Here is an 18,047-nt window from a genome sequence, read left to right on the forward strand (position 1 = left end):
TATGATAGAAGTTAAAATAAATGAAAATGATTCAAATCAAAGATTTGATAGATTTTTGAGGAAATATTTTAAAAATGCTCCATTATCAATTATTCAAAAAAATATAAGAAAGAAAAATTTCAAAATTAATGATAAAAGAGCAAAAAAAGATGATTTAGTAAAAAAAGATGACATTGTAAAAATGTATATAAAAGATGAGGATTATCATAAGTGGGTTAGAAAGGATGACTTTAAAGCAAGTGATTTTAATCTTGATATAATTTATGAAGATGAAAATATTATAATTATTGATAAAAAATCCGGAGTTTTATCTCATGCTGCAAGTTCAAGTGATTATGGTAAAAATTTGGTTGATCAAATGACTTCATACTTATATAAAACAAATAAAGTAAATAGTAGAGATTTGACATTTAGACCTAGCATTGTAAATAGGCTTGATAGAAACACAGCAGGTCTTATAATTGGTGCAAAAAATGCTAAGGCCTTAAGAGCTTTAAATGAGGCTATACGACAAGGAAAAATATACAAATATTATTTGACCTTAGTAGAAGGTGAAATAAAAAAAGACTTTATTGTTGATACAAATATAAGTAAATATGAAAATAAAAATATGGTAAAAGGAAATAAAGGTGGAAAAAGGATAATTACAAAGTTTTATCCTCTTGAAAGCAAGAATAATTTTACCCTACTTGAATGTGAACTAATAACTGGAAAGACTCATCAAATTAGATATTCTTTACACAAAAACTCTACGCCTATTATTGGTGATAGAAAATATAGCAAATCAAAAATAAATTATAAGAAGATAAATTTAAATAGTCAAGCCTTACTTGCTTATAAATTGGTATTTGGAAAAATAAAAGACTTAAATTATTTAGAAAATAAAGGTTTTATTTCAAAACAAGTTAAAGAAATTGAAAGGCTAAAAGAGGAAGTATTTAATGAAGGTTTTAATTAATAAGGAAATTATTAATACAGATAAAAAAATATTATGTGAATTGGTTAAGCAATTATACCCAAATGACTACAAAAAATACGTACTTTCAAATGTAAATGGAAAAATAGAAGACTTAAATTATGAACTTTCAGCAAATGATGAAATTTATCTTATAGATAAATCTAGTCATATATCAAATCTAACTTACGAATCTAGCATAGCCCTAGTTTGTATATTGGCAATCAAAAAAATTTATAATAATATTAAAGTTAATGTTGAATATTCCGTAAATAATTGCTTATATTTATCTATTGATAATTTCAAAATTTTACATAAAGATTTATCAAAAATTAAAATAGAAATGAATAATATTATAAAAAGTGATATTTCATTTCTAAGAAAATTTTATACAAAAGATGAAGCTTTAAAAATTTTTAAAAAGAGCAATCAACTAGATAAGTATAATTTATTAAATAGTGTAGATATAGATGAGTTTAGTGTTTATGAAATTTTTGGTCAATATTTTTCTTTTACAAATTTTTTATGTCCAAAATCTTCATGGATAGAAGACTTTGAGTTAATTTATTACTATCCTGGTATATTAATTAACTTCAAAAAAAATAAGGATTCCAAATTATTAGATTTTAAAGAGCAGGTTAATATACCAAAAATATATGAAAGATCAAAAAAATGGACAAATTTATTAGGTATAAATTATGCGAGTGATCTAAATAATTTGGTAAAGAATGATAAAATAGAAAGTTTAATAAATGTAAATGAGACATACTACAATAATCAATTAGGCAAATGTGCAAAAGAAATTATTAGCAATGATATGAACATTGTAATGCTTGCAGGCCCATCTTCGTCAGGAAAAACTACAACTGCTAAAAAACTTGCTATTCAACTTGCAGTTTTAGGAAAAGATGCTTTTGTAATATCTACTGATGATTATTTTGTAGATAGGAATAAAACCCCTCTTGATGAAAATGGAAATAAAGATTATGAAAGCATTGATGCTATAGACTTACATTCATTAAATGAAGATTTACTAAATCTTCTAGAAGGCAAGGAAGTGATTTTACCTTCATTTAATTTTATAAAAGGCATTAGAACTTTATCAAATAAAAAAATCACAATGAAAGAAAATACTGTTTTAATTATAGAAGGAATACATGCTCTTAACCCAAAACTTACTGACTATATACCAGAAAAAAATAAATACAAGATTTATGTTTCAGTTTTAACAGGTATTAACATAGATTCAACAAACAGGATTTCTTCTACTGAAACTAGGTTGATTAGGAGAATTGTAAGAGATAATAAATATAGGGGATATAACACTTTAGAAACTTTAAAATCTTGGGAAAAAGTAAAATATGGTGAAGAAAAGTATATATTCCCATACCAAAACAGAGCAGATTTTTATATTGACTCATCTTTAATTTATGAATATAATGCTTTAAAAAAGTATGCAATGGAATGTTTAAAACAGGTTTCACAAGATTCTACTTATTATTATATGGTAGACAGGCTGAAAAATATTTTATTGTATTTTGTTAATATGGAAGATACAAAAATAATTGATGATCATTCAATACTAAGAGAATTTATAGGAGAGGATAATGACTAAAACAATTGGATTAGATATAGGTGGTACAAAAATACAAGGTGCAGTAATTGATGAAAATGGTGAGATTTTAAAAACTTATAGACTAGAAACTTGTGCAAGAGAAGGTAAAGATAAGGTATTAGATAATATTTCTAAAATAATAGATTTCTTAAAAACAGATGAAATAGAAGCTATTGGAGTAGGTACTCCTGGTTTTATTGATTCAGAAAATGGAATAGTGACTTTTGCAGGAAATATTGATGGATGGACTGGACTTAATCTAAAAGAAGAGTTAGAAAAAAGATCATCATTACCAGTCTTTGTTGAAAATGACGCTAATATCGCTTTAGTTTGTGAAAAATGGCTTGGTTCAGGTAAAGGATTTGATGATATTGTTATGATTACCATTGGTACAGGACTTGGTGGTGCTGTTTATAACAAAAAAATGGGACTTTTATCTGGAAGTAATTTTCAAGGGGCAGAATTAGGACATGTAATTCTTCATCCAAATGGTGAATATTGTACTTGTGGACAAAGTGGTTGTGCTGAAAGTTACTGTAGTGGTACAGCTATCGTGAGACATTATGAAGAATTAACTAGAAATAGGTTAGAAGGCCAAGAAATTTTTGAACTTGCAGATAAGGATGAAAATGCTAAGAAAGTCATAGATAGGTTTACAAGTGATTTAGCTTGGTTTTTGACCAGTCTAAGAAATATATTTGACCCTCAAACTATAATAATTGGTGGTGGAGTTATTAATTCTAAAGATTTTTGGTGGAATGATGTATTAGAAAAATTTAATGAATACTGTCATTTATCAGAAAAAATACAAATTAAACCAGCTAAATTTTTAAATGATGCGGGCGTAATTGGTGCTGGAAGAATAGCGATGGAAAGGCTAGAAAATGAGCAATAAAATTTTAATTTGTGATGATGAGGATCACATAAGGCAGTTTATGAAAATCAATCTTGAATATGCAGGATTTGATATAGTTGAAGCTGGAACAGGCGAGGAAGCCTTAAAGATGGCTGATGAGGAAAAACCTTCTGTTTTCATTTTAGATATTATGCTACCAGGTATAAGTGGCTATGAGGTGTGTGATACTATTAGAAAAAAATATCCTAAAGTTGGGATAATTATGGTGTCAGCAAAAAGTCAAGATATAGATAAAATTTTGGGTCTTGAAAGAGGATGTGACGATTATATAATTAAACCATTTAATCCTCAAGAATTAATATTAAGAGTAAGGTCACTGTTAAGAAGAGTTAATTTTACCGATGATGAAAAGAAGGAAAAAAATAATAATCTAATAGAAGATGGAATTTTCAAATTAGACCTTTATGCTAGAAACTTTTTTAAAAATAATAAAGAAATTGATGTAACTCCTACTGAATTTATAATTTTAAAAAACTTTATTCTAAATAAAGGTAAGGCTATGAGTAGGATGGAAATAATGAAAGATACTTGGGGTGATAATTACAGTACTGATACAAAAATAGTAGATGTGAATATTAGAAGGATAAGAGCAAAAATTGAAGAAAATCCTGCTAAACCTGAGTATATTGAAACAGTTTGGGGCACAGGCTATAGATGGAGATAAAGAATAAAAAACTTTTAAATATAAAATTTAACAGCATTATATTTAGTATAATGAAAATCATAATGGTTTTTGTAACTGTAGTAGTTGTTGGTTTTGAAATTTTTTCATATAAATCTATTACTAATTACTATGAATCTGCCCTTGTAGGTGCTATGTTAAATCAAGCCAAATATAATCAAGTTTTATATACAAATTATTTATCTAGGTATGATTTATCAGAAATTGTAATTGGAGACAAAAATTCATTTTATAGAGACAATGTTAGCCAAGTTCAAATATTAGATAATTCTTCAAATGTCCTATTTGATTCTCAAGGATCATCTAGAATTGGAACTAAAGTTAAGACAAGCGATGTAATCAATGCTAATAAAGGTGAATATTCTTATCAAAAAATCAAAAATAAAAAAACTGGGGAAGAAGTAATTGCCTTATCATATCCATTAAGTGATAATCAAAAACAAATTGGAATATTAAGGCTTGTTTCTTCAACATCGAAAGTTAAAGAAAATGTTAATAATCAAATGATTATATTTTTATTTTTTGGATTTATAATATTATTTGTAGCTTCTGTAGTTTCCTATTACGCAGCAAAAAAATGGACTGAACCTATAAAAAAACTTACAAAAGTTGGGGAAAAATTAGCCCAGGGTGATTTTAAAGCTAAGGCGAACGAAAGTGGGAAAAATGAAATATCTGAGTTAGGTCAGACCTTAAATTATATGAGTGAAAATATAGTCAAAAGAGAAGATATGAAAAATGAATTTATTTCATCAGTTTCTCATGAGTTAAGAACTCCCTTAACATCTATTAAAGGATGGGCGATTACTTTACAATCAAAAGAAATTCAAAAAAATGAAGATATGCTGAATCAAGGTTTAACAATTATAGAAAATGAAGGAGAAAGATTATCTTTAATGGTTGAAGACCTTCTTAATTTCTCTAGATTATCTTCAACTTCCTTCCAATACGAAAAAGAAAATCTAAATATTGTAGAAATAGCAAGAGAGGTTTACCAACAATTATATCCTAGAAGTTTGAACGAAAAAATTAATTTTAATTTTAAAACTGCCTATGACAAAATAATTGTAAATTGTGATAAAAATAGACTTAAAGAAGTTTTTATTAATATTATAGATAATGCAATGAAATTTACAGATAAAGAAGGCCATATTGATGTTATGATAAGTAAAGATGAACAAAACGTAAATATAGAAATAAAAGATGATGGTGAAGGAATTAAAGAAGATGAGATTTCTTTTGTTTCTAGTAAATTTTTTAAAGGCTCCTCATCTAAAAGTCAGACTGGACTAGGCTTATCAATTTGTGAAGAGATAGTTAAAGCACATGATGGAAAACTTATTATAAAAAGTAAATATACTGAAGGTACTTCAGTCACTGTAGTAATACCGAGGGTTAGAGATCATGAACAAATTTAAAAAAATAAGCTTATTTTTTTTGCTATTAATCCTAACTTCTTGTAGCTTTGGACGACCTGAGGATGTTACAGAATTAATTGAATCACCAAAACAAGAAAATCCAATTATCAAAGGAACATGGCAAGTTGAGGAGATAAAAAAAACAGGGAAGAATGAATTGTCAGGTATTAAACTAAAGGATAAGTTATATATTGACAATAACTTAGTAGCTTTAAATGAAGATTATGCTTTTCCACCAAAATTTTCTTCAAAGTTTGTCAATTTAAAATCTTATTTAGAAAGTAGATCTCTTGATTTTGATTTTTCATCAGATAAGTATGTAAAAATATTAACAGCAAACCAGGGTCAACTATATAACAAAGATTTTGTTATTTTAAGTAAGAAAAAAATATTTTTTATTCAAGATGACTGTGTGATAATTCTTAAAAAAATAAAAAATTCAGTCGATAGGTCTATAATTAGTACTTATGCAAAAAAAGCATCAAAAGAAAGAAGCACAAGTAAAACTGGAGAAAAGGTTGAAAAAGACATAACTGTCTTAATAGGCGCTAGAGAAAGAGTGGATACAGATTCGAATAATCCAAATTATTATTATTATACCTATTGTGTAAGGCTTGAGCCCAACAAAATGGCAAGAATTGAAAAATCAGAACATATATTCTTTCCACATCAAGAGGAATTTTGGAGACTTAGGTGTAAGATGGATGCAAATAATAAAACCTATAACAAAATTGATGCCTACCCAATAAAACTTGAAAAAGAAATTAATAAAAAAGAAAATAAAGAAAAGTATACTTTAGAAAATGATGATATAAATTTAAAGATAAATTTTGTTAATGAGGACTACATTTCATTTGATTATAATTTAATCTCTGAGAAATTACCCATTACTAAATATGCAGTTGTAAAAACTGATGACTTAAAGTCAAATTCATTCATGTCAATTAATGAATTTACAGGTGATAAAAAGAGTAATGAGATTTTTAAAAAAATTATTTATGATAAAATTAGTAGTAACTTATCATTAAGTAAAGATGGAAATATTTCTTATGATTATACAAATTTTGGTCTAGTTAGAAATTTTGGCCTATGGCAAATGCAATCATCATATCAATTAGAAAAGAATGATTCCCTTGAGCAAAAGACTTTCCCTATAGAGTTAGCTATTGATAAAAACTTTTCAAATCAAAATAATAAAGATATAACAGTTGACCAGATTAAAAATATTAATGGACAAGCTAGGGATTATTTTGGGCTAGCAAACGGTCAATATGTTGCAGTTCAAAGTCCCGATGAAATTTTATTTTATGGAATAAAAAATGGACTAATAGATCCTAATCCTAAATTTTCTATTAAATTAGCTAACTCAACACAGATAATAATGTTTGAACAAGGTCTAGGATCATATGCAGAAAAGTGGGAAAAAACATTTAATGATAATAACATAATCATACATTAGTTATAAAAATTGACTTTACTTCATAATTTTTGATAATATTTATAAAGAGGTTATTATGAAAATAGTATTAGCAACATCTAACAGTGATAAGGTTAGAGAAATAAAAGAAATTTTAGACAATAAGATAGAAATTTATACTCCAAAAGATTTTGATATAAATAATTTTGAAGTAGATGAAAATGGTGAAACTTTAAGTGAAAATGCTTATAAAAAAGCAAAGGCTTTATATGATTTAATAAACAAACCTACACTTGCAGATGATACGGGCTTGTTTGTAAAATCTTTAGATTTACAGCCTGGTGTCCACGCTCATAGGTATGCTAGTGAAAATCCAACTGATAAGGAAAATAGAGATAAATTATTAGATGAATTAAAAAATAAAGATGATAGGTCAGCATATTTTGAAACAACAATTTGCTATATAGATCAAGATGGTAAGGATTATTATTTTGATGGAAGAATTGATGGTGAAATAAGCGATAAAGAATATGGGGAAAAAGAGTTTGGTTATGATCAAATTTTTAAAGTAATAGAGAAAAATAAAACTTTTGGCCAAATGACTGACCAAGAAAAAAATCAATATAGCCACAGGTCTTTAGCATTGGAAGAATTTAAAAAATTTCTAAAGAAAGAAGACTAAGATGAAAATACTTGTAACTAGTGATACACATGGCGAAATAAATTCTGTATGTGAGTTTATAGAAAATAATCACCTAGAATTGATGATTCATGCAGGTGATTTTACAAAAGATGCATATAATATATCAAAAGTTACTGGGATAAATTATATTACAGTCAAAGGTAATAATGATTATAGTGATCATATTAATCCATATGAACAGATAATAAAGGTTGAAGATAAAAATATATTATTGGTTCATGGACACAGGGAAGATGTTTATTTTACAAATAAAATATTAATTCAAAAAGCCTTAGATTATGGTTGTAATATAGTTATATTTGGTCATACCCATACTTACAGCAATGAGTACATTAAAGATTTAGATTTGTATCTGTTAAATCCAGGCTCACCTAGCCTAGCAAGGGATAATAATTTTGGGTTTATATTAATTGATACAGAAAAAAATTTTGAAATAAAAAGAATAGACTTGGATAAGGAAAATTTATGGCAGGATTAATTAGTTTAATAGTTGATAATATATCCAAATTAATAGTAATACCAATTATATCTTTAATTATAATTGGAATAACTTATTTTATGGATAAAAATAATGATAGTAAAATAGCAAAATTTTATCCATCTTTTATTATTGGAATTGTTGGATTAGCTTTAGCAATTGTGGCTATTTTTAGTTTGACTTCATCAATTGGTCTTAATATTGCGTTGATTTCAGTAATTTTATTATCAAATGCCTTAGTAGGAATATTTTTTGCATTTATACTTAATCTAACAAATAATATTAAGAAAGATTATGGTGATAATCATAAAAAGGTTAGAAGAGATGGAAAAAAATAAGGCTGCTTTTTTTGATATAGATGGGACCTTATTTAGAAATTCTTTGCTTATAGAGCATTATTTTCTTTTGACAAAAAATAATATTCTAGATAAAAATAATTGGATAACAAATGTAAAGCCTTTATATCAAAAATACCAGGATAGAAAGGGGCCTTACGAAGATTATCTCGATAAGGCTTCATTATTATATCAAGAAAATTTAAAAGGTATAGATAAAGATACAATAAACTTTTATGCAAAAAAGGTAATTGAAAATAATAAAAGTAAAATTTATAGAATAACTAAAAATGCTCTTGAATATCATAAAGAAAAAGGCTACAAAGTTTTTGTGATTTCAGGTTCTCCAGATTTTTTGGTAAATGATTTTGCAAAAATTTATGGAGCGGATGATACAATAGCTACTAAGTATGTATTTGATAAATCCAATAAATTTACAGGTCAAATTTATCCTATGTGGGATAGTAAGAATAAGAAAAAATCTATAGATTATCTAACTAATAAATATAATATAGATTTATCAAAGTCACATGCTTATGGGGATACAAACGGAGATTATTCTATGTTTGAAAATGTAGGGTTTGCTCATGCTATAAATCCAAGCTTTGAGCTTATTGATAGGATAAATAAAAGTGAGAATTTAAGAAATAAAACAATAGTTCATATCGAAAGAAAAGATGTGAATTATAGTTTTAAACTCAAAGATTTAAAAGTTTATTTTAATAAATTTTAAAAAAATTCAAATGAATAAAATTAAATCAGATTTTTTTAAATAGCTAAAATAGATTTTATTTATTCAATTTTGTTCTTAAATTGAATAAAATTTCTATAAGTTTTAGCTATTTTTATTTCTGTCTAAATAAACATAAATAAATAAATTCTAATTTGTGTTAAAATTTATTTACAGATTATAAAGAGGGATATGAAATATGACATCAAGTGCGGAAAAAAAACCAATAATAGAAAAACTTGAATATGATTATTTAATTAATGATGACATTTCATCACTAAATACATTGATGTCATTATATGACAATAAAAATTTTAGTAATTTTAGTAAAAATAAATATTTTATAAAAACTTATATATTTAAAAATTTAAAAAAGAATTTTTGGTACTTATCCGATATTGATCAAATAATTAGAAGTTTAGATAGGTCTATAGGAAAAGACCTAGATAAATTTGAATTTTTATTGAGTATAAAAAGTGAAAACAAGTCATTTATGGATAAAAAATTAATTGATGACTTAGAGTTCTGTGCTATTAACTATTATGGGGACTCTTTTTTATTTGAAGAAAATCAGATTTTTACAGAAGATAATAAGTATGTTTCTGATACAAAAAATAAGTATGTTAGAAAAATTTATGAGGATAAAAAACTTATTGCAAGTATTAGAAAAGATGTAAAAAAATATTCAGATACATATTTAAAATATAAAGTTTTAAATTTGGATGTAAATACTAATAAGCAATTAGCATTTGATATGGATATGATTTATACAGAAGATATTACAATAAATCAGGCTATGGAAATTAATGATAAGCTAGTTAGCTTGTTTTATAACATAGCTATTGATGTATATGCTAATTATTATTGGAAAGGACTATGTATTGAGGTCATAAATAGGTATCATTAAAGGGCAGTTAGCCCTTTTTTAATTGCTAAGAAAGGAAATTATGATAGTTTTAGGTATAGATCCAGGAATTGCTATAATGGGTTACGGAGTTTTGGAAGTTAATGGAAACAGGTATAATGTTTTAGAAAATGGAGTTGTTACAACCTCAGCTAAAACAAAAACTCCAGAAAGATTAGAAATTTTATATAAAAATTTGAGTGATATTATAAGGCAATATAAACCAGATGAGTTTGCGATTGAAGAATTATTTTTTAATCAAAATGTAAAGACAGCTATTACGGTGGGACATGCTAGGGGGATACAAGTTTTGTGTGCACAAATGAACAATTTACCCATTTATGAATACACACCTCTACAAATAAAGCAGGCAATAACTGGATTTGGTAGGGCGAATAAAAAGCAAATGCAAGAGACTATTACAACTTTGCTTAATTTAAGTGAAATTCCGAAACCAGATGATGCGGCTGATGCCTTGGCTGTTGCTCTTACACACGCCTTCAGTCAAAGATTTAAGGAACAATTTAGGATGAATTAATGATAAGTTATATAATAGGTGAGATAAAATATATTGGAGAAGAGAATTTTATTATCGAAAATAATAATATTGGTTATTTAATAAATTCTTCTTTTAATACTATAAAGACGTTAGAAATAAACAATGAATTTAAAATTTTTACAAAAATGAATGTCAGAGAGGATGATATTTCTTTATTTGGCTTTTCATCAAAAGATGAACTTGAAGTTTTTGAGCTTTTGACAAGTGTATCAACAATCGGCCCCAAAAATGCTATAGCAGTTTTGTCGACTTTAAATGTAGATAAGATAAAACTTGCCATTGTAAATAATGATATAGATACGCTTACAAAAGCTAAAGGGATAGGAAAGAAAACTGCTTCAAGAATAATTCTAGAGCTTGTTGATAAGGTTAAGAAGATGGCAATTAATGATGATATATCAATTTCTGAAGATTCATTTACAACTTCTAATAAAGAAATTGATGTAGCAAGGGAAGCCTTAATAAACTTAGGCTATCAAAGAAATAGTATAGATAAAGTTTTAACTACATTGAAAGATTCTGACTTAAGCCTTGAAGAAATTATTAAAGAAGCTTTAAAGAAAATGATTTAGGGTGATTATATGTATGATCAAAATGAAAGAATAGTCGGCTCTAATGAGCAAATAAACGATAAATACAAGGAATTAAGTATAAGGCCTAAGTGGCTAAATGATTATATAGGTCAAGATAAGGCAAAAGAAAAATTAAAAATTTTTATAGAGTCATCTTTAAAAAGAGAAGAAGCTCTAGATCATGTGCTTTTGCAAGGGCCTCCAGGTCTTGGAAAAACCACTCTTTCAAATATAATTGCAAATGAGCTTGGAGTAAATATTAGAATTACAAGTGGACCTGCAATTGAAAGACCATCAGACCTTGCAAGTATTCTTACAAATCTTGATAAGGGAGATGTTTTATTTATTGATGAAATTCACAGGATAAATAGGTCAGTTGAAGAAATCTTATACCCTGCTATGGAGGATTTTGCCTTAGATATAATAGTTGGAAAAGGACCTAATGCTCAATCTATTAGAATAGATCTAGAAAAATTCACCCTAGTTGGAGCAACTACAAGAGCGGGTATGCTTTCTGCTCCATTAAGAGATAGGTTTGGAGTTTTATTATCTTTAAATCTTTATGATACAAAAGACCTTACAAAAATTGTAAAAAGATCTGCAGATATATTAGATATACCGATTGATGAAAAAGGTGCCTTTGAAATAGCAAGAAGAAGTAGGGGGACACCAAGAATTGCAAATAGACTTTTAAAAAGAGTTAGGGACTATGCAATTGTTAAAAAAGACGAAATAATTGATTATGAAACTTCATGTGAAGGATTAGAATTACTAGAAGTTGATCCTATGGGTCTTGATAATATGGATAAAAAAATAGTTTTAACTATGCATGAAAATTTTGATGGTGGTCCTGTAGGTGTGGATACAATTGCTGCCTCAACTGGAATAGAAAATGTTACAATAGAAGATGTTTATGAGCCTTATTTACTTCAAATTGGTTTTTTGACAAGGACTCCAAGGGGAAGAATATTAACGAAAAAAGCTTATGAACATTATGGATTAAAATATAAGGATAAAAAATGAGAACAGAAGATTTTGATTATTATTTACCAGAAGAATTAATTGCACAACACCCAGCAGATAAAAGAGATTTTTCAAGGTTGATGGTTGTTGATAGAAAAACAGGTCAAAGAGAAGATAAGCACTTTTATGATATTATAGACTATTTAAATGAGGGTGATCTTCTTGTAATGAATGATACAAGGGTAATTCCTGCAAGACTTTTTGGTCACAGACCAGACAAGGAAGAAAAAATAGAAGTATTTTTGCTAGAAAATATAGAAAAAGATAAGTGGGAAGTTCTTGTAAAACCAGGAAAAAAAATGAAGATTGGAACAAAATGTATTTTTTCTGATGAATTAAGTCTTGAAGTGATTGACATAAAAGAAGATGGAAATAGGGTAGTTGAATTTTCATATGAAGGGATATTTCAAGAAATACTTGATAGGCTTGGAAATATGCCCTTACCACCTTATATAAAAGAAAAATTAAAAGATAAGGAAAGATACCAAACAGTTTATTCAAAAAATCCTGGATCTGTTGCAGCACCTACTGCAGGTCTACATTTTACAAAAGAACTTCTCAAGAAAATAGAAGATAAGGGAGTGAAATTAGCCTTTATTACCTTAAATGTTGGACTTGGTACATTTAGACCTGTAAAAGTTGATGATGTAAAAAATCATAAGATGCATTCTGAATATTATCAAATTAGTAAAGAAACTGCTGATTTGATTAATGAAACTAAGAAAAATAATAAGAGGATCATTTCAACAGGAACAACTACCACTAGAACTTTGGAATCAGTTTTCAAAAAAAATGGACAAATAAAAGAAGATTCAGGTTGGACAGACATTTTTATTTATCCAGGATTTAAATTTAATGTAATTGATTGTCAAATAACTAATTTCCACCTACCAAAATCTACACTTATAATGCTTGTATCGGCCCTTGCTAATAAAGAAATAATTTTAGATGCATATAAAGATGCAGTAGAGAAAAAATATAGGTTCTTTAGTTTTGGCGATGCTATGTTTTTAAAATAGGAGAAAAAATGGCGATAAAATACGAATTAATTAAAAAAGACAAGTATTCCAATGCAAGGTGTGGAGTAATTCACACTGACCATGGAGATATACCAACACCAATTTTTATGCCAGTTGGAACTAAGGCTACAGTAAAAACTATGAGTGTTGAAGAATTAAAAGAAATTGATGCAAAAATAATTTTAGGAAATACCTATCATTTGTATTTAAGACCTGGAATGGATATTATGAAAAAAGCTGGAGGTCTACATAAATTTATGAATTGGAATGGACCTATTCTTACTGATAGTGGGGGATTTCAAGTTTTTTCCTTATCAGAAAATAGGGATATTTCTGAGAAAGGAGTAGTCTTTAGATCTCATATTGATGGATCAAAACATTTATTCACTCCAGAAAAATCAATTGAGATTCAAAATGATATACATTCAGATATAATGATGAGTTTTGATGAATGCATTCCTTATCCTGCTGATTATAAATATGTAGAAGATTCTGTAGCAAGAACAGTAAGATGGGCGAAAAGAGGACTTGATTATCATAAAGCTAATTCTCACAAAGACCAATCTTTATTTGGAATTATCCAAGGTGGAATGTATGAAGATTTAAGAAAAAGGTCTGTAGAAGAAACATGTGCTATGGATTTTGATGGATATTCTTTAGGTGGACTTTCAGTTGGGGAACCAAAAGAAGAAATGATTAGGTTATTAAAATATACAACCCCACTTTTACCAGAAGATAAACCTAGATATAATATGGGAGTAGGTAGCCCTGATTATTTATTTGAATCTTTTGAAGCAGGAATTGATATGGCAGATTGTGTTCTTCCTACAAGAATTGCAAGAAATGGAACAGCAATAACATCAGAGGGAAGACTAGTTGTAAGAAATGCAAAGTATAAGGATGATTTCACACCTCTTGATCATGATTGTGATTGCTATACATGTAAAAATTATTCAAGAGCCTATATTAGACATCTAGTTAATGTAAATGAAATTTTAGGAGCAAGACTTTTAACCTACCATAACTTATATTTCTTATTAAAATTGTGTGAAGATATAAGAAAATCAATAATGGAAGATAGGTTTTTAGACTTTAAAAAAGAATTTTACAAAAAATATGGATATGAATCTTAAATTAGAATATATAATTTTAATAATCTTAGCTTTGATGTTTTATTTTTATTCTTTAAAAGATGATTTAGTTAAGAAGAAAAATAAAAAATTTGTTAGGGAAAATCTTAAAGTAGGATCAAAAATTATGACTGAAAGTAAAATTATTGGAGAAGTTGTAGAATTTAACAAAGCTGATTGCCTAATTATAAGTGGTAATGAAGAAAAAAACTCTTATTTGTTATTAGAAACTGATAGTATAGAGAAAATATTAGAAATTTAAAAGCTATTATAGACTGTTTAAAATAGTCTATAATAGCTTTTTTTTTAATCATTTTTAAGTAAAAAATTATATTCACTTGGACTTTTTCTTATCTTTTTTGGATTTTTAAAGAAATCTTTACTTAACTTTACAACAATAGGTGAAAGATTTATCAGAGCATAGAGGTTAGGTAAGGCCATCAAACCATTCAATATATTTGCAACAATCCAAACAAGACCAAGATCCATATTTGCGCCTAGAAAAACAAATATAACATAGAAAATTCTATATGGAATAATAATTTTTTCTCCAAATAAATATCTAAGTGTAGTTTCTCCGTAATAAGCCCATCCTAAAATTGTAGAAAAAGCAAAAAGGCTCAAGCCAAGACTTACGATTAAATTTCCAATGCTAGATCCTGTGGCAAAAGCTCTCGCTACAAGACTAGCTGCATTATTTGTATCAGTTATATCAACATTTGTAGAAAGAATTACAAGGGCTGTCATTGTACAAATTATAATAGTATCAACAAAAATCTCACTAATCCCCCAAAGACCTTGACGAACAGGGTGATCTGTTGATGCACACGCATGAGCCATTGGAGATGAACCTAGACCTGCTTCATTAGTAAAAACCCCCCTTGCAACACCAGCAGAAATAATTGCTTTTACAGAAAGACCTGCAAAAGACCCACCAAGACTTTTTGGATTAAAAGCGCCAACAAAAATTGATTTAAAAGCTGGTAAAATATTAGCCTTGTTTAGAATCAAAATCCATAAACAACCAACTATGTATAAAAATGACATTAGTGGGACTAGTTTTTCAGTTACCTTTGTAATAGAATTAATTCCACCTACTATAACAATTCCTGCCAAAATAGATAAAATAAAGCCACTGATAATAGTATTTATTCCAAAAGAATCATGTAATACATTAGCAATAGCATTTGCTTGGGTAGAATCTCCAATTCCAAAAACGGCAATTCCAGCAAAAATAGCAAAGGTTTTTGCGAGTTTTTTATTATTTAAGCCTTTTTCAATATAATACATGGGACCACCAACATATTGACCGTTTTTCTTTTCCCTAAAGGCAAGAGCTAAGGTAACTTCAGAAAATTTTGTGGCCATACCTAATAAGGCAGCAAGCCACATCCAAAAAATTGCGCCAGGTCCTCCTAGGATTATAGCAAGAGAAACACCCACTATATTTCCAGTTCCAACTGTTGCAGCAAGGGCTGTAGCCAAAGCTCCAAATGGACTTATGTCACCCTTGTTTTCTTTATTAGGTTTTTCCAAAATTTTACCTAGAGTATTTTTAAGTGCATAGGGTAATTTTCTAAATTGTATAGCCTTTGTTTTAAGACTTATGTAAATACCAGTACCAATTATTCCGATTATTAAGGGTAATCCCCACAATAAATTTTCAAAACTTTTTAATAATTCAATCATATTTATCTCCATAAATGTTTTTTTATTATTTTATTTCGATTTTTATAAATTTCAAAATAATTTATAAAATATCAATTTTTTCCATTTTTATAAAAATTTATATTGTAATTATCTATAATCTTTATATTGATTATAAAAATGGTATAATTTATTCATAAGAGAGGTAATTATGACCAAGTGGTATATATATAATAAAAAAAATAATTATTTATCAAATTTAAAAAATAAAAATATTACCAAATTAGAATCATTAATACTAGCGAATAGAGATATAGTAGAGCCAAATGTGGTAGACAGTTTTATAAATCCAAGCCTTGAGAAACTTCATGATCCATTTTTATTAAATGATATGAAAGAATCAATAGATTTAATAATAGAAACTATGGAAAATGGACAATCTATTAGAATTTTTGGAGATTACGATCAAGATGGTATTAGTTCTACTATGACTTTGCTTGATGGTTTATTATATTTTTATGATGATATTAGTTATGATATTCCAGACAGAGTTATCGATGGTTACGGAATTAGTGATAGAATGATAGACAGGGCAATTGAAGCTAAAGTTAGTCTTGTTATAAGTTGCGATAATGGAATTACAGCAATAGACCAAGTTGAAAAATTAAAAGAAAATGGAATAAGGGTAATTATTACTGACCACCACCAAGTTATAAAAGAAAGTAATGGTGAATGGGTAAAACAAATTTTACCTGATGCTGACTGTGTAATAAACCCTAAAAGACTTGATAATACTTATCCTTTTGATGATTTATGTGGGGCTGGTGTTAGTTTTAAATTAATGCAAGCTTTATACCAAAGACTAGAAGGAGATAGAGACTATTTATATGGTTTACTGGAATATGTTGCTATGGGAACTGTTTGTGATGTAGTCTCATTAACTGATGAAAATAGGATATTTGTTAGAGAAGGACTTAAAAGAATCAATAATACAGAAAAATTAGCTATAAAAGCCTTGATTGAGGAAAATTCCTGGAATAAAGAAGTTAATGCCTATACTTTAGGCTTTGTAATAGGTCCTTGTATGAACGCTACAGGAAGACTTTCAACTGCAAAACTCGCTATTGATATGCTAATGGAAGAAGATATAGATAAAATTCATTCTTATGCAAAAAAACTTGTTAGTTTAAATAATGAGAGAAAAGATTTAACAAGTATTGGTCTTGAAAAGACCTTAGAAATTATTAAAGATAAAAAATATTATAAAGATGATATAATTATAGTAGATGTTGATAATATAGAAGAAAGTATATGTGGAATTATAGCTGGAAGAATTAAAGAAAAATTTAATAAGCCTACAATAATTATGACAGGTTCAAATCAAGAAGGAATTTTAAAGGGATCTGGCAGGAGCATTGAAGCTTATAATATTTATACAGAAATTTTTGAAATTAAGGATATGTTAGAATCATTCGGTGGCCATCCAATGGCATGTGGTCTTTCTATAAGAAAAGATAGGGTGGATGAATTTAGAAAAAAATTAAATGATAAGTCAAAACTAACAAAGGATGATTTTGAGGAAATAATAAATATAGATGCTCAAATTCCAATTGATAAACTATCTTTAGAATTTGCTGAAAGTTTAAATAGACTAGAACCTTTTGGAAAGGATAATCCTAAGGCGAAATTTGCAGATAAAAATTTGGAAATAAAAGCTATAAATATGATAGGGAAAAATAACAATACTTTAAAAATGACCTTAAATAAAAAAGGGCGTGATCTTGAAGCAATCAAGTTTAATGCTGTAAAAGATTATAATTACCTATTAGATAAATTTAATTCCCATATAGTTGGTAAAAAGATTGATGCAGTTTTTTATCCTGATGTAAATGAGTTTAGGGGCCAAAAAAATTTACAAATAAGATTAATTGATATTAGGTAGGT

Annotated in this window: 19 protein-coding genes; 18 read left to right on the top strand and 1 reads right to left on the bottom strand. The window is 27.5% G+C overall.

Annotation, left to right across the window (positions count from 1 at the left end):
• The first annotated feature begins 1 nt into the window (after nt 1).
• The 17 genes from CJ192_RS02030 to CJ192_RS02110 all read left to right on the top strand — a co-directional run bounded on the left by CJ192_RS02030 (nt 2) and on the right by CJ192_RS02110 (nt 14,718).
• On the top strand, nt 2–958 hold the full coding sequence (locus CJ192_RS02030; RefSeq protein ID WP_102197577.1) for an RluA family pseudouridine synthase: 957 nt from the start codon (nt 2–4) through the stop codon (nt 956–958).
• Nucleotides 942–2,570 carry a nucleoside kinase gene (locus CJ192_RS02035; protein ID WP_004816418.1) on the top strand — a complete coding sequence of 543 codons (1,629 nt, stop codon included), beginning with the start codon at nt 942–944 and terminating at the stop codon, nt 2,568–2,570. The genes CJ192_RS02030 and CJ192_RS02035 overlap by 17 nt, the downstream gene beginning before the upstream one ends.
• Nucleotides 2,563–3,465 carry an ROK family protein gene (locus CJ192_RS02040; RefSeq protein WP_004816592.1) on the top strand — a complete coding sequence of 301 codons (903 nt, stop codon included), beginning with the start codon at nt 2,563–2,565 and terminating at the stop codon, nt 3,463–3,465. Before CJ192_RS02035 ends, CJ192_RS02040 begins: the two co-directional genes overlap by 8 nt.
• Nucleotides 3,455–4,150 carry a response regulator transcription factor gene (locus CJ192_RS02045; RefSeq protein WP_004816733.1) on the top strand — a complete coding sequence of 232 codons (696 nt, stop codon included), beginning with the start codon at nt 3,455–3,457 and terminating at the stop codon, nt 4,148–4,150. Before CJ192_RS02040 ends, CJ192_RS02045 begins: the two co-directional genes overlap by 11 nt.
• A 50-nt stretch (nt 4,151–4,200) precedes the next feature.
• On the top strand, nt 4,201–5,586 hold the full coding sequence (locus CJ192_RS02050) for a HAMP domain-containing sensor histidine kinase (protein ID WP_244261625.1): 1,386 nt from the start codon (nt 4,201–4,203) through the stop codon (nt 5,584–5,586).
• Nucleotides 5,573–7,045 carry a hypothetical protein gene (locus CJ192_RS02055; RefSeq protein ID WP_102197578.1) on the top strand — a complete coding sequence of 491 codons (1,473 nt, stop codon included), beginning with the start codon at nt 5,573–5,575 and terminating at the stop codon, nt 7,043–7,045. The genes CJ192_RS02050 and CJ192_RS02055 overlap by 14 nt, the downstream gene beginning before the upstream one ends.
• 55 nt (nt 7,046–7,100) lie before the next feature.
• Nucleotides 7,101–7,685 (top strand): RdgB/HAM1 family non-canonical purine NTP pyrophosphatase, encoded by a 585-nt coding sequence (gene rdgB / locus CJ192_RS02060; protein WP_102197579.1) that lies wholly within the window; start codon nt 7,101–7,103, stop codon nt 7,683–7,685.
• 1 nt (nt 7,686) lies between these two features.
• Nucleotides 7,687–8,184, top strand: a complete 498-nt coding sequence (locus CJ192_RS02065) for a metallophosphoesterase family protein (RefSeq protein ID WP_102197580.1) — start codon at nt 7,687–7,689, stop codon at nt 8,182–8,184.
• Nucleotides 8,172–8,522, top strand: coding sequence for a hypothetical protein (locus CJ192_RS02070; RefSeq protein WP_102197581.1), 351 nt, complete (start codon nt 8,172–8,174; stop codon nt 8,520–8,522). The genes CJ192_RS02065 and CJ192_RS02070 overlap by 13 nt, the downstream gene beginning before the upstream one ends.
• The gene (locus tag CJ192_RS02075) at nt 8,509–9,252 is read left to right on the top strand and encodes an HAD family hydrolase (RefSeq protein ID WP_102197582.1); all 744 of its coding nucleotides are present in this window, start codon (nt 8,509–8,511) and stop codon (nt 9,250–9,252) included. The genes CJ192_RS02070 and CJ192_RS02075 overlap by 14 nt, the downstream gene beginning before the upstream one ends.
• A 196-nt stretch (nt 9,253–9,448) precedes the next feature.
• Nucleotides 9,449–10,156: a hypothetical protein gene (locus CJ192_RS02080; RefSeq protein WP_102197583.1), complete on the top strand. Its 708-nt coding sequence runs from the start codon at nt 9,449–9,451 to the stop codon at nt 10,154–10,156.
• 40 nt (nt 10,157–10,196) lie between these two features.
• The gene (ruvC, locus tag CJ192_RS02085; RefSeq protein WP_004813463.1) at nt 10,197–10,691 is read left to right on the top strand and encodes a crossover junction endodeoxyribonuclease RuvC; all 495 of its coding nucleotides are present in this window, start codon (nt 10,197–10,199) and stop codon (nt 10,689–10,691) included.
• Nucleotides 10,691–11,284 carry a Holliday junction branch migration protein RuvA gene (ruvA, locus tag CJ192_RS02090; RefSeq protein WP_102197584.1) on the top strand — a complete coding sequence of 198 codons (594 nt, stop codon included), beginning with the start codon at nt 10,691–10,693 and terminating at the stop codon, nt 11,282–11,284. The genes ruvC and ruvA overlap by 1 nt, the downstream gene beginning before the upstream one ends.
• Nucleotides 11,285–11,293: 9 nt before the next feature.
• On the top strand, nt 11,294–12,307 hold the full coding sequence (ruvB, locus tag CJ192_RS02095) for a Holliday junction branch migration DNA helicase RuvB (protein WP_004813459.1): 1,014 nt from the start codon (nt 11,294–11,296) through the stop codon (nt 12,305–12,307).
• On the top strand, nt 12,304–13,326 hold the full coding sequence (gene queA, locus CJ192_RS02100; RefSeq protein WP_102197585.1) for a tRNA preQ1(34) S-adenosylmethionine ribosyltransferase-isomerase QueA: 1,023 nt from the start codon (nt 12,304–12,306) through the stop codon (nt 13,324–13,326). Before ruvB ends, queA begins: the two co-directional genes overlap by 4 nt.
• Before the next feature lie 8 nt (nt 13,327–13,334).
• Complete coding sequence (gene tgt, locus CJ192_RS02105) at nt 13,335–14,459, top strand: tRNA guanosine(34) transglycosylase Tgt (RefSeq protein WP_004813454.1); 1,125 nt, start codon at nt 13,335–13,337, stop codon at nt 14,457–14,459.
• Nucleotides 14,449–14,718 carry a preprotein translocase subunit YajC gene (locus tag CJ192_RS02110; RefSeq protein ID WP_004816757.1) on the top strand — a complete coding sequence of 90 codons (270 nt, stop codon included), beginning with the start codon at nt 14,449–14,451 and terminating at the stop codon, nt 14,716–14,718. The genes tgt and CJ192_RS02110 overlap by 11 nt, the downstream gene beginning before the upstream one ends.
• 44 nt (nt 14,719–14,762) lie before the next feature.
• Here the strand turns inward: CJ192_RS02110 and CJ192_RS02115 are convergent, their stop codons facing one another.
• Nucleotides 14,763–16,145, bottom strand: a complete 1,383-nt coding sequence (locus CJ192_RS02115) for an alanine/glycine:cation symporter family protein (RefSeq protein WP_102197586.1) — start codon at nt 16,143–16,145, stop codon at nt 14,763–14,765.
• Nucleotides 16,146–16,314: 169 nt separating this feature from the next.
• Between CJ192_RS02115 and recJ the strand changes: the two genes are divergently transcribed.
• Nucleotides 16,315–18,045, top strand: coding sequence for a single-stranded-DNA-specific exonuclease RecJ (recJ, locus tag CJ192_RS02120; protein ID WP_102197587.1), 1,731 nt, complete (start codon nt 16,315–16,317; stop codon nt 18,043–18,045).
• Nucleotides 18,046–18,047: the final 2 nt, after the last annotated feature.

Source organism: Anaerococcus hydrogenalis (genome assembly GCF_002871895.1).
In the GTDB taxonomy this organism is placed as follows: domain Bacteria; phylum Bacillota; class Clostridia; order Tissierellales; family Peptoniphilaceae; genus Anaerococcus; species Anaerococcus hydrogenalis.